General features: G+C 67.4%; 16 protein-coding genes and 1 pseudogene. 13 read left to right on the top strand and 4 right to left on the bottom strand.

Annotated features, from left to right (window positions below; genetic code table 11):
* Window positions 1-74 precede the first annotated feature (74 nt).
* The 5 genes from yajC to RIV14_RS02665 all read left to right on the top strand — a co-directional run bounded on the left by yajC (window position 75) and on the right by RIV14_RS02665 (window position 6841).
* Window positions 75-437, top strand: coding sequence for a preprotein translocase subunit YajC (gene yajC, locus RIV14_RS02685; protein WP_075372286.1), 363 nt, complete (start codon window positions 75-77; stop codon window positions 435-437).
* A 208-nt stretch (window positions 438-645) separates the two neighbouring features.
* Window positions 646-2712, top strand: coding sequence for a protein translocase subunit SecD (gene secD, locus RIV14_RS02680; protein WP_075372287.1), 2067 nt, complete (start codon window positions 646-648; stop codon window positions 2710-2712).
* Window positions 2709-3812, top strand: coding sequence for a protein translocase subunit SecF (secF, locus tag RIV14_RS02675; RefSeq protein ID WP_070663048.1), 1104 nt, complete (start codon window positions 2709-2711; stop codon window positions 3810-3812). The genes secD and secF overlap by 4 nt, the downstream gene beginning before the upstream one ends.
* Entirely contained in the window at window positions 3809-4366 is a 558-nt protein-coding gene (locus RIV14_RS02670; protein ID WP_081381823.1) for an adenine phosphoribosyltransferase, read from the top strand. Before secF ends, RIV14_RS02670 begins: the two co-directional genes overlap by 4 nt.
* A 147-nt stretch (window positions 4367-4513) precedes the next feature.
* Window positions 4514-6841, top strand: a complete 2328-nt coding sequence (locus RIV14_RS02665; protein ID WP_075372288.1) for a RelA/SpoT family protein — start codon at window positions 4514-4516, stop codon at window positions 6839-6841.
* A gap of 18 nt (window positions 6842-6859) precedes the next feature.
* On the opposite strand, the gene RIV14_RS02660 is transcribed toward RIV14_RS02665, so the two are convergent.
* On the bottom strand, window positions 6860-7456 hold the full coding sequence (locus RIV14_RS02660) for a hypothetical protein (protein ID WP_075372289.1): 597 nt from the start codon (window positions 7454-7456) through the stop codon (window positions 6860-6862).
* Window positions 7457-7627: 171 nt separating this feature from the next.
* On the opposite strand from RIV14_RS02660, the gene RIV14_RS02655 reads away from it, so the two are divergent.
* Complete coding sequence (locus tag RIV14_RS02655; RefSeq protein ID WP_081381824.1) at window positions 7628-8512, top strand: MerR family transcriptional regulator; 885 nt, start codon at window positions 7628-7630, stop codon at window positions 8510-8512.
* A 966-nt stretch (window positions 8513-9478) separates the two neighbouring features.
* Here the strand turns inward: RIV14_RS02655 and RIV14_RS02650 are convergent.
* From RIV14_RS02650 to RIV14_RS02640, 3 genes and pseudogenes are all read right to left on the bottom strand, one after another.
* A complete protein-coding gene (locus RIV14_RS02650) occupies window positions 9479-10039 on the bottom strand; it encodes an EXLDI protein (RefSeq protein ID WP_218638087.1) in 561 nt (186 codons plus the stop codon).
* Between the two features lie 16 nt (window positions 10040-10055).
* Window positions 10056-10163: pseudogene (locus RIV14_RS02645) on the bottom strand (IS481 family transposase); the annotation flags it as partial.
* A gap of 224 nt (window positions 10164-10387) precedes the next feature.
* Complete coding sequence (locus RIV14_RS02640; RefSeq protein ID WP_081381825.1) at window positions 10388-12067, bottom strand: DUF349 domain-containing protein; 1680 nt, start codon at window positions 12065-12067, stop codon at window positions 10388-10390.
* Between the two features lie 298 nt (window positions 12068-12365).
* Between RIV14_RS02640 and RIV14_RS02635 the strand changes: the two genes are divergently transcribed.
* The 7 genes from RIV14_RS02635 (at window position 12366) to RIV14_RS02605 (ending at window position 21402) form a co-directional block, all read left to right on the top strand.
* On the top strand, window positions 12366-13979 hold the full coding sequence (locus tag RIV14_RS02635) for an ABC-F family ATP-binding cassette domain-containing protein (RefSeq protein ID WP_075372292.1): 1614 nt from the start codon (window positions 12366-12368) through the stop codon (window positions 13977-13979).
* A gap of 79 nt (window positions 13980-14058) precedes the next feature.
* The gene (locus RIV14_RS02630; protein ID WP_075372293.1) at window positions 14059-14874 is read left to right on the top strand and encodes an MBL fold metallo-hydrolase; all 816 of its coding nucleotides are present in this window, start codon (window positions 14059-14061) and stop codon (window positions 14872-14874) included.
* Window positions 14875-14925: 51 nt separating this feature from the next.
* Window positions 14926-16359 (top strand): histidine--tRNA ligase, encoded by a 1434-nt coding sequence (gene hisS / locus RIV14_RS02625; RefSeq protein WP_075372294.1) that lies wholly within the window; start codon window positions 14926-14928, stop codon window positions 16357-16359.
* Window positions 16356-18149 (top strand): dynamin family protein, encoded by a 1794-nt coding sequence (locus tag RIV14_RS02620; protein ID WP_075372295.1) that lies wholly within the window; start codon window positions 16356-16358, stop codon window positions 18147-18149. The genes hisS and RIV14_RS02620 overlap by 4 nt, the downstream gene beginning before the upstream one ends.
* Window positions 18146-19867, top strand: coding sequence for a GTPase (locus tag RIV14_RS02615; protein ID WP_075372296.1), 1722 nt, complete (start codon window positions 18146-18148; stop codon window positions 19865-19867). The genes RIV14_RS02620 and RIV14_RS02615 overlap by 4 nt, the downstream gene beginning before the upstream one ends.
* A gap of 62 nt (window positions 19868-19929) precedes the next feature.
* Entirely contained in the window at window positions 19930-20556 is a 627-nt protein-coding gene (locus RIV14_RS02610; protein ID WP_075372297.1) for a ribbon-helix-helix domain-containing protein, read from the top strand.
* 111 nt (window positions 20557-20667) lie between these two features.
* A complete protein-coding gene (locus RIV14_RS02605) occupies window positions 20668-21402 on the top strand; it encodes a DUF4097 family beta strand repeat-containing protein (RefSeq protein WP_075372298.1) in 735 nt (244 codons plus the stop codon).
* The last annotated feature ends 31 nt before the right edge of the window (window positions 21403-21433 follow it).

Here is a 21433-nt window from a genome sequence, read left to right as displayed (position 1 = left end):
TCGCCACTGCCGGCCTGTGACAGTCGTAGGTCTGCATCAGCCGAGACTGCCTAGTCGAAACGGAAGAGGCCTTCATGTCGTCGTATTTCCTCTGGATCATGCTCATCGGGATGCTCCTGATGATGTGGTTCGTCAGCCGCAGGCAGCGCGCGATGCAGGAGGAGCAGAAGCGCCGTACTGAGAAGGGCCTGGTGCCCGGCAACTGGGTTCGCACCATCGGAGGCTTCTACGGCACGGTCGTTGAGGTCGACGGCGATGTGGTCACCCTGGCCACACCGCTGGGCGACGAGACCCTGTGGAGCAAACGGGCGATCGCTGCTATCGAGGAGCCGCCCTTCGGTTCCGCCTCCGCCCACGAGGAGGCCGGTTCAGACGTCGAGCAGGCTGACGACGACAGCCGTGAGCCCGAGCAGGACGCGGCCGAGCCGCAGTCCTGATATCGCGAAACGACCGTTCTCCCACGATGTGAGCGCGGCGGCTCCCAGCGGAGCCCCGCAGACCCCACTCGCGCTTGGCGACCCGACTCGCCGAGTCCACCGGAAACGGTGCGTCTCATGGTGGTGCCCGCCTAGCATCCCAACCCCCACACTCACCTCAGCCTTCGGGCCATGCGCTCGAGCACACTCCACCCCAGGAAGGGACCACGTGTCCAGTAAGCAGCGAAAGCGCCCAGGGCGCCGCCTCCTGATGTTCATCCTCGTCCTCGTCATCGGTTTCGGTGCGCTCGTGGCGGGAAGCATGAGGCACAAGGCCTCGCTCGCCCCCGGACTCGCCCTCGATCTCGAGGGTGGTACCCAGCTCATCCTGACGCCCACCACCTCCGACGGCTCGGCCATCAGCGACGAGGACGTCGAGCAGGCCATCGAGGTCATCCGCCAGCGCGTGGACGCCTCCGGCGTCTCCGAGGCGCAGATCTCCCGCCAGGGCGGACAGAACATCGTGGTCTCGCTGCCCGGCAAGCCCAGCCAGGCCACCCTGGAGCTGGTGCGGACCTCCGCCGTCATGTACTTCCGACCGGTCCTTCGCATCCTGCCGGGCAGCGCCCAGCAGGCCGCCAAGAACATCGCCAGCCAGAACCCCTCCGGTGCGGCGACCCCGGCGCCGACGGCTCAGCCCAGCCCGAGCGCCAGCAGCGAGGCTACTCAGCCGGCAGCGGACTCGGAGGGCGCCGAGGAGGAGGGCGCAGGCGAGGGCGAGCAGCCGGCCGCAACCCCGGCCCCCACCGCACAGCCCACGGCTCAGTCGACGGCACAGCCCAGGACTCCCGAGGAGATCGCCAAGCAGCTGGCGGATGTCAACCAGGACGGCGTCATCTCCTCCGACCCGCTTCCCGCTCAGGACAAGACGAACTCGTCGGACTCCTGGATCACCGAGAAGCTCCTCTACGACGGCTACATGACCGACTGCTCCGACCCGAAGAACCTCACGGGGCAGACGCAGGACCCCAAGGTCGCCGTCATCTCCTGCTCCAAGGAGGCCGGCTCCCGGCAACACGGCGCCTACATCCTCGGCCCGGCCGAGATCACCGGGACCGAGCTCAAGAGCGCCAACTCGGGCCTGGAAACCGACTCCCGAGGGCAGGCCACCAACCAGTGGGTCGTCTCGCTGGCCTTCAACGCTGACGGCACCAAGAAGTTTGCCGAGCTGTCCAAGCGGCTGCTGGCCTACCGCGACCAGGCGAGCGCAGCCGGCGCGCAGGGCGCTCAGAACCAGCAGGCTCAGAGCAGCGGTGACAAGGCCCAGTTCGCCATCGTCCTGGACGGCCTGACCATCATGGCCTCCGGCTTCAACGACACCGTCCACTCGCCCATCACCGACGGGCGGGTCCAGATCACCGGTGGCTTCACCCAGAACCAGGCCAACACGCTGGCCAACCAGCTCTCCTTCGGCTCGCTGCCGCTGAGCTTCACGGTGCAGTCCGAGCAGCAGATTTCCGCCACCTTGGGAACCGAGCAGCTGCGCAACGGCCTGATCGCCGGGCTCATCGGCTTCGCTCTCATCATCCTCTACCTGGCCTGGCAGTACCGTGGCCTGGCGGTGGTGGCCGTGGCCTCCCTGGTGGTGGCAGCAGCCGGCACCTACCTGGTCATCGCGACCCTGAGCGCGACCATGGGCTACCGCCTGTCCCTGGCGGGGGTCGCCGGACTCATCATCTCCATCGGCATCACAGTCGACTCCTTCATCATCTACTTCGAACGCATCCGTGACGAGGTGCGTCAGGGACGGACCCTGAGGACTGCGATCGATGAGGGATGGAAGCACGCCAGGCGCACGATCCTCGTGTCCGACGCCGTCAACCTCGTGGCCGCGATCGTCCTGTACTTCCTGGCCGTCGGCGGGGTCCAGGGATTTGCCTTCACCCTGGGGGTGACCACGTGCGTGGACCTGGCCATCATCATCTTCTTCACTCACCCGATGATGGAGTGGATCGTCCGATTCCGTTTCTTCGGTGAGGGGCACCGCCTCTCCGGCCTTGACCCCGAGCACCTCGGGGCGACGTCCTCGACCTACGGCAGGGGGCGCGAGGCCGTCGCCGACCGCGTGGCCGGGTCGCTGGCGCGCCGAAAGGCCGAGGCCCGCAGGAACGCCGAGAGCCCGCAGCGCGCAGCTGAAGAGTCCGACGGTGAGGCCGCCGACGATGAGGCTGAGCAGCAGGAGGGCGACGCGGTCGATGTCGCGGCCGACAAGGGAAAGGACGGTGAGACGAAGTGAAGTCTCTCGCCACGCTCGGTAACGAGCTCTACTCGGCTAAGACATCCATCGCCTTCGTCGGCAAACGGAAAGTCTGGTACCTCATCGCCGTCGTCATCATCCTGGGCTCGGCCACGCTCCTGAGCACCGTGGGACTCACTCCGGGCATCGACTTCAAGGGCGGTTCGGAGATCACGGTCACCGGGCTGTCCTCCCCCTCAGAGCGTCCCGCCAACGAGGTCCTCTCCAAGAGCGACCTGGCGGCCGGCTCCTCGGTGACCACCATGGGGTCGTCGTCGGTCAGGGTGCAGACCACTCAGCTGAGCAAGCAGCGCCTCGACTCGTTGGCCGGTCAGATTGCCACCGCCTACAAGACCGACGCCTCCAACGTCTCAGCGACGACCGTGGGACCGACCTGGTCCTCCGACGTCACGAAGAAGGCGGTTCGAGGGCTGGTCCTGTTCTTCATCTTCGTTGGGCTGCTCATCTGGGCATACTTCCGCACCTGGAAGATGGCGGCTGCAGCCCTGCTCGCCCTGTGCCACGACATCATCGTCACCGTGGGCATCTACGCCCTGTCCGGATTCGAGGTCACCCCGGCCACGATCATCGGTGTACTGACGATCCTGGGGTACTCCCTCTACGACACGGTGGTGGTCTTCGACAAGATTCGGGAGAACACCGAGGGCTTTGAGTCCCAGAGCCGTTCCACCTACGCCGAGCTCGCCAACCTGGCGGTCAACCAGACCTTCATCCGCTCGATCAACACCTCCGTGGTCGGTGTACTCCCGGTGGCCTCGCTGCTGTTCGTCGGCGCTTTCATCCTGGGTGCGGGAACGCTGCGTGACATCGCCCTGACACTGTTCATCGGCATGATCGCCGGGACCCTGTCCTCGATCTTCCTGGCCACCCCGCTCCTGGTGGACCTGCGCTCACGTGAGAAGCGCGTCAAGGAGCAGGCCGCCAAGGTTGCCGCAGCGCGCCAGCACCGTCGGGAGGAGGCCGGTGACGACGTCGAGGAACTGGCTAAGATTGACGCGGTTCCGGCCGCCTCACCAGTCACTCCTGGCCACCACCTCGGCGTGGCGGCTCAGCCAAAAAGGAAGAAGAAGCGCAGATGACCGCTCCCGTGGCCCATTCCGATTCGGTGCCCGAGTCTCTGACCAGGCTGGTCTTGAGCCACTTGCGCGAGATTCCCGACTTCCCCGAGCCGGGGGTCCTCTTCCGGGACATCACTCCGCTCCTGGCCGATGGACAGGCTTTCGCCGGTCTCGTCGAGGGGCTGGCCGATCACTATCGGGGGCGGATCGATGCGATCGCGGGGCTTGAGTCGCGCGGTTTCATCCTGGCGGCGCCCTTGGCGGTTCGGCTCGGGGTCGGCATGATCACGGTGCGCAAGGGCGGCAAGCTGCCCGGCCCGGTCATTGGTGTGGACTACGCACTCGAGTACGGCACGGCCAGGATGGAGCTGAGGCCCGAGACCGTCACCAAGGGCGCGCGCGTCCTGGTCATCGACGACGTTCTGGCCACAGGTGGGACGGCCGCCGCCTCCACCTCCCTCATTGAGCAGGCCGGTGCCTCGGTGGAGGCCATCTGCATGCTTCTGGAGCTGTCGGACCTCGGCGGTCGCGGCCGGCTCCAGGGGCGTGAAGTCGACTCGATCGTCATCTTCTGAGACGAGGATCGGGCAGCGCCTTCGCTTCGCCCTGTCCTCTGCCACTGCTGATTCCGGTGTGGTGTCGTGACCCTGAAGGACGCGACACCGCACGGCCATCGGCAGCGCCGGCACGCCTCGGTGTGCCGGCCGCTATATGATGCGTCAATGACGGAGACGAAGAACACCCCGGACACGTCAGGTGACAGTGTTGTCCCCGGCTCGCGCGTGCGCAGCCGTCTGGCGTGGTTCGGTTCCCGGGGGCACTCCACGCCAGCGGCCATCGAGCCGCTGCTGCGCGCGGTGCGCGCCAACCATCCCAAGGCCGACACGAGCCTCATCGTGCGCGCCTACGAGGTGGCGGAGAAGGCTCACTCCGGCCAGCGACGCAAGTCCGGGGAGCCCTACATCACCCACCCGGTGGCAGTGGCGACCATCCTGGCCGAGCTGGGGATGACGGCCCAGACCCTGGCGGCAGCCGTCCTGCACGATACCGTGGAGGACACCGACTACACCCTCGAGCGCCTGCGCGCCGACTTCGGTGACGAGATCAGCCTGCTCGTCGACGGCGTCACCAAGCTCGACAAGCTCCAGTACGGGGAGGCCGCCCAGGCTGAGACGGTGCGCAAGATGATCATCGCGATGTCCAAGGACATCCGGGTCCTGGTCATCAAGCTCGGCGACCGGCTTCACAACGCCCGCACCTGGAAGTACGTCTCTGCGGAGAACGCCGCCCGCAAGGCCAAGGAGACCCTGGAGATCTATGCGCCCCTGGCCCACCGCCTGGGGATGAACACGATCAAGTGGGAGCTGGAGGATCGGTCCTTCAAGGCCCTCTACCCGGGCGTGTACGAGGAGATCGAGCACATGGTGGCTGAGCGGGCCCCGGCTCGCGAGGAGTACCTGCGCCAGGTTCGCCTCCAGATCGAGGAGGACCTGAGGGTCAACAAGATCAAGGGCGCCGTGACCGGGCGGCCCAAGCACTACTACTCGATCTACCAGAAGATGATCGTGCGGGGGAAGGAGTTCGACGACATCTACGACCTGGTGGCGGTGCGGGTCATCGTCGACACCGTCCAGGACTGCTACGCGGTGCTCGGTTCCCTGCACTCGCGCTGGACCCCCATGAGCGGGCGCTTCAAGGACTACATCGCCGTCCCCAAGTTCAACCTCTACCAGTCGCTGCACACCACTGTCGTGGGGCCGGGTGGCAAGCCGGTGGAGATCCAGATCCGCACCCACGAGATGCACCGCATGGCCGAGTACGGCGTGGCGGCGCACTGGCGCTACAAGGAGGACCCCAACGCCTCGGGCCCCAGCGCCCTGGGAGGCAGACCCGGAGACTCCGACCAGGGCGACATGGGCTGGCTGCGTCAGCTCGTGGACTGGCAGAAGGAGACCCAGGACCCCACCGAGTTCCTCGACGCCCTGCGCTACGAGATGGCCGGGGACCAGGTCTACGTCTTCACCCCCCGGGGTGATGTCCTGGCCCTGCCTGCGGGAGCCACCCCGGTGGACTTCGCCTACGCCGTCCACACCGAGGTCGGACACCGTACCGTGGGGGCGCGCGTCAACAGCCGACTGGTGCCCCTGGACACGCGCCTGGAGAACGGCGACACGGTGGAGGTCTTCACCTCCAAGGCCATTAACGCCGGTCCCTCGCGCGACTGGCTCTCCTTCGTCGCCTCCACCCGTGCGCGTAACAAGATCCGTTCGTGGTTCTCCAAGGAGCGCCGTGAGGAGGCCATTGAGGAGGGCAAGGGCGCCATTGCCCGCACCCTGCGTAAGCAGAACCTGCCTCTTCAGCGCCTCATGAGCCACGAGACCCTCATGAACGTGGCCAAGACCCTCGACAAGGTCGACATTGACGGTCTGTACGCCGCGGTGGGTGAGGGGCACGTGTCGGCCCAGCACGTCGTCGACACCCTGGTGGCCACCATGGGCGGGGAGGACGGCGCCGAGGAGACTCTCGCGGAGGGAGTCCTGCCCACTCGGGCCACGGCGCACCGGCGTCCACGAACGGCCGATGCCGGAGTCGTCGTCGCAGGTATGGATGAGGGCGACGTCTACGTCAAGCTGGCGCGCTGCTGCACCCCCATGCCGGGTGACCCCATCGTCGGCTTCATCACCAGGGGCTCGGGTGTTTCAGTACACCGGGCCGACTGTCAGAATGTCGACCAGCTCCAGCGCGAGCCCGAGCGCCTCATCACCGTCTCCTGGGCGGATCACGCCCAGTCGGCCTACCTGGTCCAGGTGGAGGTTGAGGCCCTGGACCGTGGGGGCCTTCTCGCCGACATCACCCGGGCACTGGCAGACAGCCACGTCAACCTTGTCAGTGCCAGCATCGGCACGAGCCGGGACCGGGTTGTCACCGGGCGGTTCGTCGTCGAGCTGGCTGAGGCCGGGCACCTGGACCACACGCTGGCGGCCCTGCGGCGCATCGACGGCGTCTTCGAGGCGCGCAGAAGCCTGTCCGCCGCGCGCCGCTCCAGCTGAGCAGATCCTGGGCGCCGGCTATGACGCGCCGGCCATGATCTCCTCGATGATGTGCTGCGCCCGCGGGCAGCCTCTGCTGGCAGCCCCACGGCAGTGGTTGAGCGTGAGCAGGAGACGGACTCGGCTCACTCCATGGTCGCGGGCCGCCATAATGGCTTGCACTGCCTGCACCGGCGGCCCCAGGCGGGCGATGTCGACGGCGGCTCGGGCGATCGTGGCGCAGGTGATACCACTGATCACGGTCGTGTCGCAGTGGGGCAGTCGGCCTCGTCTGGTCACCAGGTAGGGTAGTCGACTTCGACGGCCTCCGGGCAGGCTCACCTCCAGGGCGTCGGGAGCTGGCCCGCCGACGTGCACCCACAGGGCGGTGCTCGCCAGAAGCACACCCCGGCAGGGCAGCGCAGCGGCAATGGCCTGCATACGTCCCTCGGCCGAGCGCAGAGTGTCGGCCGGTTGCAGGTTGCCCAGGATGTTGACCAGCAGCCGGGGGTCGAGCCCGGCGCACCTGAGTACCTGCATATCCTGGGGTGGAAGCGTGCCTAGAACGGGGGAGAATGGGCGGGCGGACAGGTGGGCCACGGCGGCGTGACCGGGAACCGGGACGAAACGAGCCATACGCCATCGTGGACGTCAACCGGCCGTCGGCGCCACAGTGAATCGGCCGCCTGTGGATAACCTCGTGGTGACCGTGAGGAGTTGACCCTCACGCAGCGGGAGGCATCACGGTGGACGGTACGCGCGAGGACCCCTGCCAGCCGGAGCGAGTACTGAGGAAGGACATACGGGGTGAAGGATTCTCAACGGCGTCATGCCGGAGCCGGGAGGCGTGGCACGGCAACCGAGACCACGGTCGATGCCGTGTCCGATGCCGTGTCGGACGATGCTGACATCGCCATGACGGTCGGTGAGGTCTCAACGCTCCTGGGCGTCAGCGTCAGGGCGCTGCATCACTGGGACGAGTCCGGCCTGGTGCATCCCTCCCAGCGCAGTGCCGCCGGCTACCGGCTCTACAGCGAGGCGGACATCATGCGCATCCAGCAGGTCCTCGTCTACCGGCAGACCGGCATGAGCCTGGCTGACATCAAGACGGTCCTCGATGAGGCAGGTGCTGACGTGCTCACGCACCTGCACCGTCAGCGCGAGCTGCTGCAAGGACAGATCTCCCACCTTCAGCACAAGCTCAGCTCCATCGACATGGTGATCGACATACATCGGTTGGGTGCGAGGATCTCCGTGGCTGAGATGGCGGAGATCTGGGGGACCGACTGGGACCCCGTCTATGTCGAGGAGGTCCGCGCCCAGTGGGGTGATACACCGGAGTGGGCCGAGTCCTACCGGCGCAAGGCCCGGATGTCTCGCGCCGACTGGGAGCAGGCGCACGAGGAGACTGTCACTCTGGAGACCGCGCTGGCCGAGGCGATGCGCAGCGGCGTCGAACCGGGCAGCCCCGAGGCCAATGCCCTGGCGCGGTGGCACCGCAAGGATCTCAACCGGTGGTTCGAGGTCTCCACCTCCAAGCAGGTCATCATCGCCCGCAGCTATGTGGCGGACGAAAGTTATGCCCGCTACTACGACAAGCGTGCACCGGGCCTGGCGGCCTGGCTCAAGGACGTCATCGACGTCTGCGCCAGGTCCGAGGGAGTGGACCCGGCGACCGCCACTTGGGAGTAGCAGATCGCTCGACCAGCGACACCAGGACGAGACGCGGAGTGTGGTGGTAGTAGTTCCTGCGAGGTTCCTGGCTGAAAAGAGAGTCAGGGAGGCATCGTATGACCCGGCTTCTCGATCAAGATTCACCAGGAGGTACTCCTATGATGCCCCCTCACCAGTCTGCTGTGTCCACGCTGACCCAGGAAGTCCTGACTGATCCGGACCTGGCTATGATGACGCATCCACTGTCTGCTTCAGGTCGGTCTGCAGGACCTGAGCGACGCTGGCACCACCGCCATGATCTGCCAAGCCTGAATCGAGGGATTTCCAGCCGTAAGGTCTGGTGACCTCATGCAGACGTTGGGCAATGAGTCCGGTATCTCCCAGTCCACCGTCTCAAGGTTTGAAATAATATCGACGAGGTAGTCGGTGAGTCCCTCACGAGCCTGTCCAGTGTTTTGTGTAAGGTTTAGACTGATTCGGTTGAGGTCGGCGGCGGTGAACTGGGTCAGGGTCTTGTTCCAGTCGGTGGTGACCTGTCCGTCGACGAGTTTGCTCTTGGCCTTGCGCTTGGACGGGGTAGCCTTTTCTCCTTGTCGCGTTCTCGGACTCTTTTGCCCACAGGTGTCGCAGATCACCAGTCTTCAGCGGTTTGTCCTCCGGCTTATCAGAGGAGAAGTGTCCCCGGTTCGTCGATGATCCTTACGTAGCTGGTAGTTGGCAGCCTCGATGCTGCTAGTGGAGGGGTGACCTCCCATGGGATGGGGGAGAAATGACTCGTCGCCACATCGGTCGATGAGGCCAGGGAGAGGGATGAATCTCGATTCTGACGAGAGTTGTGTTACCCACTCCATTGGGTACTGAAGAGCCAGAATACTCCATTAAGCGCTGGCACCTCGTAGCAACTTCCGATTTTATATTTTGGCAACATCCAGGACAGATAAAGTAGGAGTCTGGACGTACTGTTTTGGGGTTGAAGGTTGCATGTCAGATGTCCAAGACCTCGAGAGCCGGAGTGGCCAGCGCCGCCCGGGCTTGCTCTGCCATAACCGGATCCTCCTTTTGAAGGTGATCAATGTCTGGGAAGACACTCAGAGTTCTGTCCCCGGCGATCCAGAAGTTCCGACTCCATGTTTCCGGGTTGGACCAAAGGTCATCCTGGCCAGCAGTCCAGTCCGGCAGCCTCCTCTGAACCTTTGTCGCTACAGCCAGCTGGCCCTTGGCTGTGAGGTAGACCGTGTCGATGCGGGTCCCCTCAGGATCCGGTCTCGTCAGGCGCACCAGGCGTCGACCGACGAACGTGACCCGACGATCCACGTCGCCCGTAGACAGCTTCAGTTCGATCTCCTGATAGCCCTCGGCCGAGTGGCCACGCTTCTTGACATAGTCACGGAGGGCCTCAACGATGGCAGACGAGAGACTGCCGGCGATCTCCCCCGCCTCAGCGAAAAGGCTCACATCATCCTCTGAAACATAGACGTTTCGTGTTGGCATGAACATGACTATGCACATATTAGTGATCGACGTCAAGATCCCGACGAGGCTCATCAGGGATGCCCTCGACGGAGACTCGGCCCTCGGCGGCTACATGGGTGATGGGGCGACCGGCCTGGACACGCATCACGAGCCGGTAGCGGCTCCGAGGCGTCAACACAGCGTTACGGTGGGTCATGGCAGCGGGGATTTCTACTGTCAGAACGATGATTCAGCGCCACTCATCCTGACAGCACATCCTGACAGCAAAGTCCCGCTGCCCTCACCCACGACTACAACCTCATGACTCACAACAACTAGGGGTGCCAGGACGAGACGTGAGGCGGGGTCGACACCGGTGGGTGGTGTCGACCCCGCCTCAGGTGCTCCTTCAGTCTCAGAGCTGAGCGGAAGGTGCTCGGGTCAGGCCTTGGCCGAGCGCAGCACCTGCTCGAGCCAGGCCCGGCGAGCCGTCAGCGCGGCCTCGGTCTCGGCGATCTTCTTGGCGTCACCGGCGGCCTGGGCGGCAGCCAGGTCCTTCTCCAGACCGGCGATCGCGTCCTGGAGCTGACCGGCCAGGCCTTCGGCGCGGGCCTTGGTCTCGGGGTCGGTGCGGCGCCACTCGGCGTTCTCGGCCTCACGGATCGCGTCTTCGACGGCGCGCATGCGGCCCTCGATACGACGCACGGCGCCGCGGGGGACCCGCCCGGCCTCCTCCCAGGCGTCCTGAATGGGGCGCAGGGCCTTCTTGGCGGCCTTGATGTCCTTGATGGGCAGAAGCGCCTCGGCCTTGGCCACGAGGGCCTCCTTGACTTTGAGGTTCTCGGCGAACTCGGCGTCGACGGCCTCGTCCTTGGCGCGGCGGGCATCGTAGAAGACCTGCTGGGCGGCCCGGAAGCGGGCCCACAGGGCGTCATCCTCCTTACGGGAGGCGCGTCCGGCCTTCTTCCACTCGGCCAGCAGGTCACGGTACTTCGCGGAGGTGCCGGCCCAGTCGGTGGAGGTCTGCATCTCCTCGGCGCGCTTGATGAGCGCTTCCTTGGCGGCCCGTACCTGCGCCTGCTTGGCGTCCAGCTCGCTGAAGAACTGGCGGCGGTGACGGTCGAAGGTGGTGCGCGCGTGGGAGAAGCGCTTCCACAGCCCGTCCTCGGTGGGACGGTCCAGGCGCGGCCCGCGCCGCTGCGCGGCCTTCCAGGACTCGAGCAGCTCACGCAGCTCGGCGCCGGAGTTCTTCCACTGCGTGCGAGCCGGGTCCTGCTCGGCGATGGCCTCAGCGCGTTCGACGATCGCCGTACGCTCCTTGAGGGCCTGCTCCTTGGCGGCCTGGCGCTCGGCGGAGACAGCCTCGCGTCGCTCGGCGGCCACAGTCTTCAGGGCGGCGAAACGGGCCCGCAGCCCCTCCAGGTCACCGACGGCGGCCGGCTCGGTGAGGGACTCGGAGATCGAGGACAGGGTCGAGTCGATCTCGCGGACGCTGAGCTGGGGCAGACGGGTGGCGAACAGGTCGATGGTCGCCTTGAGATCCAGGTATCGGCGCACATAGAAGGCCATCGCCTCGGCGATCGGAGCATCGGGGAACTGGCCGACCTCGCGCTCGGCGCCACCATCCTGAACATAGACCCGACCCTCACCGTCCACGCGCCCCCACTTGGCTGCGTCCATGGCCTCCTGCGGGTCGACGGCCGGCTCTGCAGGCACCGTGGGAGCCGCAGCCGGGGCGGGAACCTCGGCGGGAGTCGGTGTGGCGTCCTCCTGGGTGGCCTCAGCGGCCTCGGGCTGTTGAGCGTCCTTGGCAGGTTGCTCGGTCGGCGCGGGATCCTCAGAAGCCGAAGAGACCGACTCGTCAGAGGCGGCCTGCGTAGGCTCCTCGGTGGGCAGGTCCGAAGGCTTGCTGAGCTCGGACTCCTTCGGGGCGGCGACGTCGGCCGTGGTGTCGGCCGCTACGTCGGCGACGGGGGAGGAGTCGGTGTCGGGCGCCGGCTCCGTGGGGGCGGGCGCTGCCGACTGGTCAAGACCGGTCGGCTGGATGGTCTGCTCAGCCTCAGGCTGGTTGTCAGACCGGTTGTCGGGCTGGATCCGCTCAGTCACGGGATGCTCCTTCATGGGTTGACGGGGAGGGAGCGGCATGCCCGCTCCGTTCCGTTCGCGCCCGGCTGTCAAGCCGGGTGGTGGTGAGGTGCCGTCGGAGGACGGCAGTGCCGAAAGTCTACGTTCCCGCCGGCTCCATTCACCATCCTTCGCTCCACTGATTTCCGTTGATTCGTTGAGCGCCGATGCCCCTCACAAGCGGGCCGGTGTCGGTTCCCCAGGCCTCGTCAACGGCTGGCGCTGTTAGCATGTGACCATGCTCGCGTGACTCGCCCCGCCCCTGTGCCCCACCGCCTCATGCCAAGGACGAGTCATGCCTGCGATCAGTTTCTCCCATGTCAGCTTCTCCTACACCTCCGCCCCCTTGCTGGAGAACATCAACCTCACGGTCTCCGACGACGAACGCGTCTGCGTCGTCGGCCCCAACGGATCGGGGAAGTCCACGCTCCTGCGCCTGGCCACCGGTGAGCTGTCCCCTGATCACGGGACTGTCAGCGTGCCCGAGCATCACGGCCCGCCGGCGGCCGACTCGGAGGAGTCGACTGCAACGTCGATCGCGGGCTACCTCGACGCCGTCTGCGCTGAGACCCTGGACGCGCTTGATCGTTTCGAGCGCATGAGTGAGGCCATTGCCCAGGCTGGAGCTGAAACCGGCTCCCTCGCCGAGGAATACGACTCGTTACTGACCCGGCTTGAGTCGCTCGACGCCTGGAACCTGCCGGCTCGACGGGCTGAGGCGCTCGCCGGGCTGGGACTGGGACGCGTGGATACAGGCCGCCTCGTCTCCTCCCTGTCGCCGGGCCAACGGGGGAGGCTGGAGATCGCCGCTCTGCTTCTTTCAGCCGGTCAGGCGCTGGTGCTCGACGAGCCCACCAACCACCTGGATGCCGGTAGCAGTAGCTACCTGAGCGAGATGATGGTGTCATGGCCCGGACCGGTCCTGTTCTCCTCTCACGATCGTGCCTTCATTGACGAGGCGGCCACCGCCGTCGTCGACCTCGACGCAGCGCCGTGGCAGGCACTCGCCACCGCCTCCGGGGACAGCGGCCCCATGGGTGCCTACCGGTGCACGGGGCGATACAGCGACTACCTCGTGGAGAAGGCGCACGCCAGGTCGTCCCACCGCAGTCTTCACCAGCGTCAGCAGGAGCAGCGGCGTAAGCTCGCGCGTCACCGTCGCGACTCCGAGATCGTTGGGCACAGCGGGGCAGCGCCCCGGACCGAGGCCCGCATAGCCCGGAAGTTCTACGCCGACCGCGCCCAGCGCGTCTCCACCCGGCGCCAGACGCAGGACGACCGCCGGCTGGAGGCACTCGCCGGTACCGAGGTGCGCAGGCCCCGCTCCTACGACCTGCAGCTGCGTCTGACTGAACCGGCGCCGCGAACAGGGATGGCGGTCTCGGCCCGGTCAGCTGCCGTACCCGGGCGCCTTGCACCGGTCACGGTCGACGTCATGGCAGGCGAGCACCTGTTGGTCACCGGCGCCAATGGCAGCGGCAAGTCCACGCTTCTGACCTGGATGGGTAGGCGGTCAGCACCCACGGAGGACTCCGTCGGCAGCCTCACGGTATCCGGTTCGGTGCTCCGGATACCCCAGCACCTGCCGAAACTCGGCGACCCTGGGGTGGATGAGAACGTGTGGACCGAGGGGATCGGGGACCGCGGCCGGGGAGCCCTGCACCCGCGCCTGTGGAACCGTCCCATCAGCGAGCTCTCCGACGGCAACCAGCGCCGCGTTCAGTTGGCCCTTGCCGCTGCTGCGGGGCCTGAGGTGCTTGTCGTCGACGAGCCCACGAACTACCTGGACCTGGACGCCCTCGAGATGCTCGAGGCCGCTTTGAGGACATGGACGGGCACACTCATCGTCGCCAGCCACGACCGCTGGCTCATTGAGCACTGGTGGGGGCGGCGGCTTCACCTTCGGTGAGCCATCCGGGTCCTGTGGACCTGGGCAGCGCTTTTACCGAATTGACACTGCTCCCAGGTGACCCAAGTAGGCTGGAGGCATGATCTTGGAGCGCACCATCGCACCCGTGTTCGCCGCCAACTGCTATGTCCTGGCCGCAGGCCCGGGCGAGCCCGCCCTCGTCGTCGACCCCGGAGCCGGCTCCGTGCGGGGCGCCATGGCCCTCCTGCGGTCCAACCACCTGACCCTGAGCGCCATCTTGCTCACCCACGGTCACGCCGACCATGTGTGGGACAGCCAGGCGCTCATCGAGGCCGCCCACGCTGAGGGCCTGCTCACCAGTGACGACGCCGTCGACGTGCCGGTCTACATCCCCGAGCGCGACCGCTACCGGCTCGAGGAGCCCGACATCACCACCGGTATCAGCGCCAACGGCATGAGCTTCACCGACATGGCTGGCAGCGAGTGGAAGCAGCCCGCCGATATCCGTCTCTTCCCGGCAGACGGCTTCTCCCAGGCCATCGAGCTGGTCCCCGGTATCGCGCTGCGCGCGGTCCCCGCTCCGGGCCACTCGGAGGGCTCCACGCTGTTCTTCTTCGAGGCCCGCCTGGCCGACAACGCCCTGCTCTACGAGGCCGAGGTCATCGATGACGACCCCTCCGCCGCCGACGAGGAGCACACCTACCTCATGGCCCTCGACGGCGACGTCATCTTCAAGGGATCCGTGGGACGCACCGATCTGCCCGGCGGGGACCAGGTGCAGATGCTCGCCACCCTGCGCTTCCTGGCCAACGCCGTTGACCCGGCTACCATCCTGCTGCCCGGGCACGGTGCAGTGACCACCATGGAGCACGAGCACCACGGCAACCCCTACCTCGCCGAGGCAAAAATCCGTGGGGGAGACCTCAAGGCCTGATGGCGGCAGGGCCCGACGGCGACGCGCAGCCTCACTGCTCGTCATGACACAATGCGGACCATGGCACAGGTACGACAAGCTCTCTCCTCACTGTCCGGCTTCCCCGAGTGGCTCCCCGCGGGCCACATCGTCGAGCAGCACTTCGTCGACATCCTGCGCCGCACCTTCGAGCTCCACGGCTTCAGCGGCATCCAGACCCGCGCCGTCGAGCCACTGAGCGAGCTGACGAAGAAGGGGGAGACCTCCAAGGAGGTCTACCTGCTCAGCCGCCTGCAGGCCGATCCCGTCGACGCCGAGTCCGAGACGGATCCGCGCAAGCAGCTAGGGCTCCACTTCGACCTGACCGTCCCCTTCGCCCGCTACGTCGTCGACAACGCCGGGCTGCTGACCTTCCCGTTCAAGCGCTACCAGATCCAGAAGGTCTGGCGTGGGGAACGCCCCCAGGAGGGACGCTTCCGCGAGTTCATCCAGGCCGACATCGACATCGTCGGTGACGGCGTCCTGCCGCTCCACCACGACGTCGAGGTCCCCCTCATCATGCACGAGGCGCTCAGCGCCCTGCCGGTGCCCGCGGTCACCATCCACGTCTCCAACCGCAAGGTCGCTCAGGGCTTCTACCAGTCGATCGGCATCGACACGGACCAGCTCATCGAGGTCCTGCGCGTGGTCGACAAGCTCGACAAGATCGGCCCCGAGAAGGTGGCCGCTGAGCTCACCCAGAGCGTCGGCATCAGCGCGCAGCAGGCGGCGCAGGCCCTCAGGCTCGCCACCATCACCGGCACCGATGGCCAGGACGTCTCCGATGAGGTCCTGCGGGCGCTGGCCGGTGCCGAGCCCACCGAGCTCCTCAACGAGGGCCTGGCCGAGCTGACCGCCCTGCTCGAGGCCACCGGACGACGCCGCCCCGGCGCCGTCATCGCCGACCTCAAGATCGCTCGCGGGCTGGACTACTACACCGGCACGGTCTACGAGTCCTTCATGGCCGGCCACGAGGACCTCGGCTCGGTGTGCTCCGGGGGCCGCTACGACTCCCTGGCCACCAACGGCAAGCGCACCTTCCCCGGTGTGGGCATCTCCATCGGCCTGTCCCGGCTCCTGGCCCGCGTCATCGGTGAGGGCCTGGTGGAGGTCAGCCGCTCCGTGCCCACGGCGGTGCTCGTGGCAGTCACCGACGAGGCCCACCGCTGCGCCTCCGACGCCATCGCCGATGCGCTGCGCGCTCGCGGCATTAGCGCCGACGTGGCCCCCAGCGCCGCCAAGTTCGGCAAGCAGATCAAGGCCGCGGACAAACGGTCTATCCCCTTCGTGTGGTTCCCCGGCGGTGACGGAGCCCCCGACTCGGTCAAGGACATCCGCTCCGGCGAGCAGGTCGAGGCCGACGCCGCCACCTGGCAGCCGCCCACCGCCGACGCCGCCCCACGGATCACCGTCAGCCCGGCCGCGGCCTGTTCCCAGGACGGCCGCGAGGTCGACTCAGCCTCATGACCCCCAGCCGGAGCGAGTCCAGCAGCACGCACCACGTCCAGCAGGCGACCATGGCGCTGTCCGCCCTCCGGGACAGCCTGACCGCCCTGTCCATGCCCTACGTCCTTCAAGGAACCGCCGCCGCCGACAAGGCCACGCTCATTCGCGACCAGCTCGGCGACTACATCCTTCCCCGCCTGGCCAGCCTGGACGCCCCGCTGCTGGCCGTGGTCGGCGGCTCGACCGGGGCCGGCAAGTCGACCCTCGTGTCCTCGCTCGTTCGCAGGCACGTGGCCAGGGCCTCGGCGATCCGCCCGACCACGCGTCGCCCCCTGCTGCTGCACGCACCGACCGACGCCGCCTGGTTCGACACCGACCGGGTCCTGGGCTCCCTGTCGCGCATGCGCGTGGACGCCGACGCACCGGCGAGCCCGGCCACCGACCACACGCCCAGAGAGCTCGAGCTGCGGGCCTGCGAGGGGCTGCCCGAGGGACTGGCGATCGTGGACGCGCCCGATGTCGACTCCGTGGTCGAGGACAACCGGGACCTGGCCGCGACGCTCCTGGCCGGGGCAGACCTGTGGATCTTCGTCACCACGGCGGCTCGCTACGCCGACGCCGTCCCCTGGGAGCACCTGCGGGCCGCGGCCGAGCGGCACATCACGGCCGCCATCGTCCTGGACCGCGTACCGCAGGGCGCGCAGATCGAGGTGGAGGCCGACCTGCGGCGCCGGCTCGCGGAGGCGAACTTGGCTGAGGCGCCCGTCTTCACGATTCCCGAGACCGCTCTGGACGATGACGGCTTCCTGCCTGAGTCCTGCGTGTCGCCGCTGCGCCAGTGGCTGGGGGCACTGGCCTCCGACGCGGCCGCTCGCCAGGACGTCGCGCACCGCAGCCTGACCGGCGCCATCGGTTCCCTCCTGACGCAGAGCGAGCTGCTCGCCGTCGAGCTGGGCTCCCAGGAGGCCGAGCACGCCGAGCTGCGTCGAGCAGCCACCTCCGAGCACGATGACGCTCTGGCACGCGTCATCGAGGCCACCGAGGACGGTTCCATGCTGCACGGTGAGGTGCTGGCCCGCTGGCAGGAGTTCGTGGGCACCGGGGACCTGTTCCGGTCCTTGGAGGCGCAGGTGGGGAGGGTCCGCGACCGCGTCACGTCGCTCCTGCGGGGACGTCCGGCCCCGGCCAAGCGCGTTGAGCAGGCGATCGGCTCCTCCCTGGTCGAGCTCCTGGTCGCCGAGTCCCAACGGGCCTGTCTGGCCACGGAACGCTCCTGGAGACGGGCCGGCACCTCCCAGCAGGCCCTGAACCGGGCCCTGGCTGAGGTGCCCAGTCAGACCGGGCTGGAGGTCGTCGCCGCGGCCCTCGTCCACGACTGGCAGCGTCAGGTTCTCACGCTCGTTCGAGCCGAGGGCTCTGACAAGCGGCTCACCGCCCGCCTGCTGTCCCTGGGGATCAACGGCGCCGGAGTCGTTCTCATGATCCTCGTCTTCGCCCACACCGGCGGACTGTCCGGGGGAGAGGTGGGGATCGCGGGCGGCACTGCCATCCTGGCTCAGCGCGTTCTGGAGGCCGTCTTCGGAGACCAGGCGATGCGCGGCATGACCAAGCGGGCCCGGGAGGACCTCTGCGAGCGTGCCACGGCCCTGTTCGCCAACCAGGCGAAGTGCTTCACCGATGCTCTTCCGCTGCCCACCCCCAGCGCCGACACGCTGCGAGAACAGCTTCAGGCCTGCCAGGAGGCGGCCACGTCGTTGCGCGCCCTGCCGGCGGCCCGCGGCCGTCGGACGGCCGGCAGGAGGGCCAGGTGACGACCGACGGCCCCGGCGCCCTAGACCTGCCGCAGGTTCTTGAGGACCTGGCCAGGGCCGTCGACCTGGGCGAGCGGCTCGGTCTGGGCGAAGAGCTCACCCAGGCCCGGGACGTCCTCACGCAGGCCTCCCACCGACGGCGTCTGGCGCCGCAGACCACCGTGGCGGCCCTTCTCGGGGCGACCGGGTCGGGCAAGTCCAGCCTCGCCAACGCCATGGCCGGCTCCGAGGTGTCCCGAACCGCCCGCACCCGCCCGACGACCACCCAGCCCCTCGCCGTCGTCCCAGACACGGCTGTCGAAGCCACTGAGCTGCTGGACTGGCTCTCCATCAGCCACAGGGTGCGCGTCGACGGTGACTGGGCCCTGGGCGGGTCCACGGTGCTGGTCGATCTGCCCGACATCGACTCCGACGAACCCGCGCACCGGGTCATCGCCCAGCGCATGGCGGGCAAGGTCGATGTCCTGGTGTGGGTCCTCGATCCGGAGAAGTACGCCGATGGCGTCGTTCATCGTGATTTCCTCATTCCCATGGCGGCGCACGCCGAGGTCATGGTGGTCGCCCTCAACCAGGTGGATCGGCTCGACCCTGAGAGCCGGGACGCAGTGCTCAGCGACCTCAGGAGGATTCTGGACCGGGAAGGTCTTGGAACCGTCTCAGTGATTCCCGTCAGTGCCCGCACCGGACAGGGCGTTGAGACCCTGGCGCACGCCGTGGCTTCCGTCGCCTCCAGCAGGCTGGCCAGCGCTCGAAGTCTCGTCGCCCACGCCAGGCGCGCAGCCAGTGAGCTGGGGGAACGCACGGGGCTCATCACTACTCCATTAGGCCTCGGTGCGCCAACACCGGACCCGGCCGCTCGGCAGGCGCCGCAGGTACGTCAGTCCCTCGATGCGCTTCGGCTGGCGGCCGCGAGCCTCGCCGGAGTCGACGTCGTCTCGCAGGCGGTTGAAGGATCGGACCGTCACCGGGCCCATACCCGAGTCGGTTGGTTCTGGCTGCGGTGGATCGAGCACCTGCGGCGCGACCCGCTTCGAGCCCTTCACCTGGGAACCGGGCGACCACCGGCCCCGAAGTCCGCAGACGCCGAACAATCCGACGGCGCCACGGGCCCCGGCGTCATCGACCTGACCTCTCTGCCCCCCGCAGGGCCTGCGGCAACGGGCAGGCTGCGCAGCAGCGCTCACGTCTACGCCGTGGCGGCCTGCTCCGCTCTGCCCGGCGACCTGGCCGCTCAGGCCGTCCTGCGCAGTGACGAGCGTGCCGAGAGGCTTGCCGCGCCTCTGGAACTGGCTGTGGCCCAGGTGGACTACGGGACGTGGAAGCGCCCGGTCTGGTGGGGGCTCGCCAACATGCTGCAGTGGGTGACCGCACTGACGGCACTGATCGGCGGGTTGTGGCTGGTGGCCATTCACGTGCTGGAGGACTACCTCCTGCTCGTCAGCATCGACGTTCCGCGCTGGGGGGCGGTCCCCTGGCCCACCATCCTCCTGCTCGGAGGCCTGCTGACCGGACTGGTCCTGGCAGGGCTGGGAACGTTGCTGGCCCGCCTGCAGGCCAGACGCCACAGCAGACGGATCATTGAGCGCTTGCGCCGGGCCACCGACGAGGTCGTGAACGCCGAGCTCATCGAGCTGCTCAAGGCCGAGACGCACGGGTGGGTGGAGCTCGCACAGACTCTGGATCGAATCATCTCGAATGACACCATCTACTCACATTGAATGACACCATTATGGCGTCATGTTCTCTGGACAGGCATGACTGATAGTGTCAAAATGGTGCCATGCATTTGGACGCCTACACCGAGACCTTGCGCCGGACCCTTGTGGAGACCTCGTCCCTGGGCGACGAACGGACCCAGGAGGTGGCCCGCTCCCTGACGGCAGCACTCGATCCGGCTCTGCGCCTCGTGGCCCTGCAGATGCTGACGGACACTGCTGATGAGCTCAACAGCGAGCTCGACGGAGCACATGTCGCCGTGGTGATGGACGGTTCGACACCCCATCTTCTGGCTACCCAGGCTGATCGGCCTGATGAGCAGGATCAGGGCTACGTGACGGGGCCGGAACGCTATACCGATACTCCGGCGCACGCGGCACCTGAGGTGCAGGAGGGACCGGAGGTCCGCACAACGCTGCGCCTGCCCGAGTCGCTCAAGCAGCAGATTGACGCCGCAGCCCGGAGCCAGGGACGCTCGGTCAATGCCTGGCTCGTCGAGGCGGCTCGCAGCGCGCTGGCAGGACATGAGTCGCCGTCAGGCTCTTGGAGCTCAGCGGGTACCTGGACCGTTGGCAGTGGGGCCGCTCGTGGTGGCAGTGAGCTCGACGGCGCCGGAAACCACTCCGGCCGGCCCACTGGACCGACAGGGCGGCGGACCTCCGGGGTGAAGCTCACTGGGTGGTTCGGCTGATCCGTGCCACCGCGCCGTCGTGCCACCGACTTGGTCCGAGCCCAATCACTTCTCCGCTGCCTGACCAGTGCGGCAGTCCGCGCAGACACCTGAAACCTGAGGAGACCACCCATGCCGATATGGACCTTTGACCTTCCCGATGACGTCCAGCCGAACCTCGTCCTGGACCTGTCCACCCTGAGCGTGGTGACCGCGCCAGGGGGGAGCAGCACGATCACCGTCGAGGCCGACGAGATCTTGGAACCCCTCCTAGACGTCACCGCCGACGGAGCCAAAGTGAGCATCCGTCAGATCGCTCTCGTGGGACGTGAGCGATTTGCGGGCATCTGGCCATGGGGCCCGCAGACATCTCGGGTTCGGGTCACGGTGCCGCACGGTACGCGCCTGGATGCCCGCCTCGATGCAGGATCGATCAGCGCTGAGCACTCCTGGGAGCAGGTGCAGATACGGACCTCGGCGGGATCGATCCGGCTGGGCGACTGCACGAGTGTGCAGGTGCACGCCGACGCCGGCTCCATCGTCATCGGTGCTCTGCATGACGGGAACGTGCGGGCCCAAGCCGGTTCGGTGCGCATCCGCTCCACCTCCGGCACCGTGTTGGCCCACACGGAGGCCGGCTCGGTCAAGATCGTTGAGGCGTATGAAGGATCCCTGGATCTGTCCAGTGAGATGGGAACCGTGTCGGTGGGGGTGCCTGAGGGAACTGCGGTCCTGGCAGACTGCCATTCCGACTTCGGTCGAGTCACGATCGACCTTCCCCGCCAGGACCACCCCGAGCTGTTCGAGAGGCGCCTCGAGCTGAGGGCTCGCGCGCAGATGGGAACTGTGCGGGTGCGCAGGGGCTGAGCACCCACCAATGCGGCGGCCGGCTGGCAAA

Origin of the sequence: Actinomyces acetigenes, from assembly GCF_031296635.1 — a bacterium.
In the GTDB taxonomy this organism is placed as follows: domain Bacteria; phylum Actinomycetota; class Actinomycetes; order Actinomycetales; family Actinomycetaceae; genus Actinomyces; species Actinomyces acetigenes.
This window is presented reverse-complemented; position numbering and strand designations above follow the sequence as displayed.

Excerpts from the sequence above, each read along its gene's own strand:
- RIV14_RS02660 (WP_075372289.1), bottom strand. The coding sequence starts at position 7,456 with ATGGCTCGTTTCGTCCCGGTTCCCGGTCACGCCGCCGTGGCCCACCTG.
- RIV14_RS02640 (WP_081381825.1), bottom strand. The coding sequence starts at position 12,067 with ATGAAGGAGCATCCCGTGACTGAGCGGATCCAGCCCGACAACCGGTCT.
- yajC (WP_075372286.1), top strand. The coding sequence starts at position 75 with ATGTCGTCGTATTTCCTCTGGATCATGCTCATCGGGATGCTCCTGATG.
- RIV14_RS02670 (WP_081381823.1), top strand. The coding sequence starts at position 3,809 with ATGACCGCTCCCGTGGCCCATTCCGATTCGGTGCCCGAGTCTCTGACC.
- RIV14_RS02665 (WP_075372288.1), top strand. The coding sequence starts at position 4,514 with ATGACGGAGACGAAGAACACCCCGGACACGTCAGGTGACAGTGTTGTC.
- RIV14_RS02630 (WP_075372293.1), top strand. The coding sequence starts at position 14,059 with ATGATCTTGGAGCGCACCATCGCACCCGTGTTCGCCGCCAACTGCTAT.
- RIV14_RS02610 (WP_075372297.1), top strand. The coding sequence starts at position 19,930 with ATGCATTTGGACGCCTACACCGAGACCTTGCGCCGGACCCTTGTGGAG.
- hisS (WP_075372294.1), top strand. The coding sequence starts at position 14,926 with ATGCGGACCATGGCACAGGTACGACAAGCTCTCTCCTCACTGTCCGGC.
- RIV14_RS02635 (WP_075372292.1), top strand. The coding sequence starts at position 12,366 with ATGCCTGCGATCAGTTTCTCCCATGTCAGCTTCTCCTACACCTCCGCC.
- RIV14_RS02620 (WP_075372295.1), top strand. The coding sequence starts at position 16,356 with ATGACCCCCAGCCGGAGCGAGTCCAGCAGCACGCACCACGTCCAGCAG.
- RIV14_RS02650 (WP_218638087.1), bottom strand. The coding sequence starts at position 10,039 with ATGAGCCTCGTCGGGATCTTGACGTCGATCACTAATATGTGCATAGTC.
- RIV14_RS02605 (WP_075372298.1), top strand. The coding sequence starts at position 20,668 with ATGCCGATATGGACCTTTGACCTTCCCGATGACGTCCAGCCGAACCTC.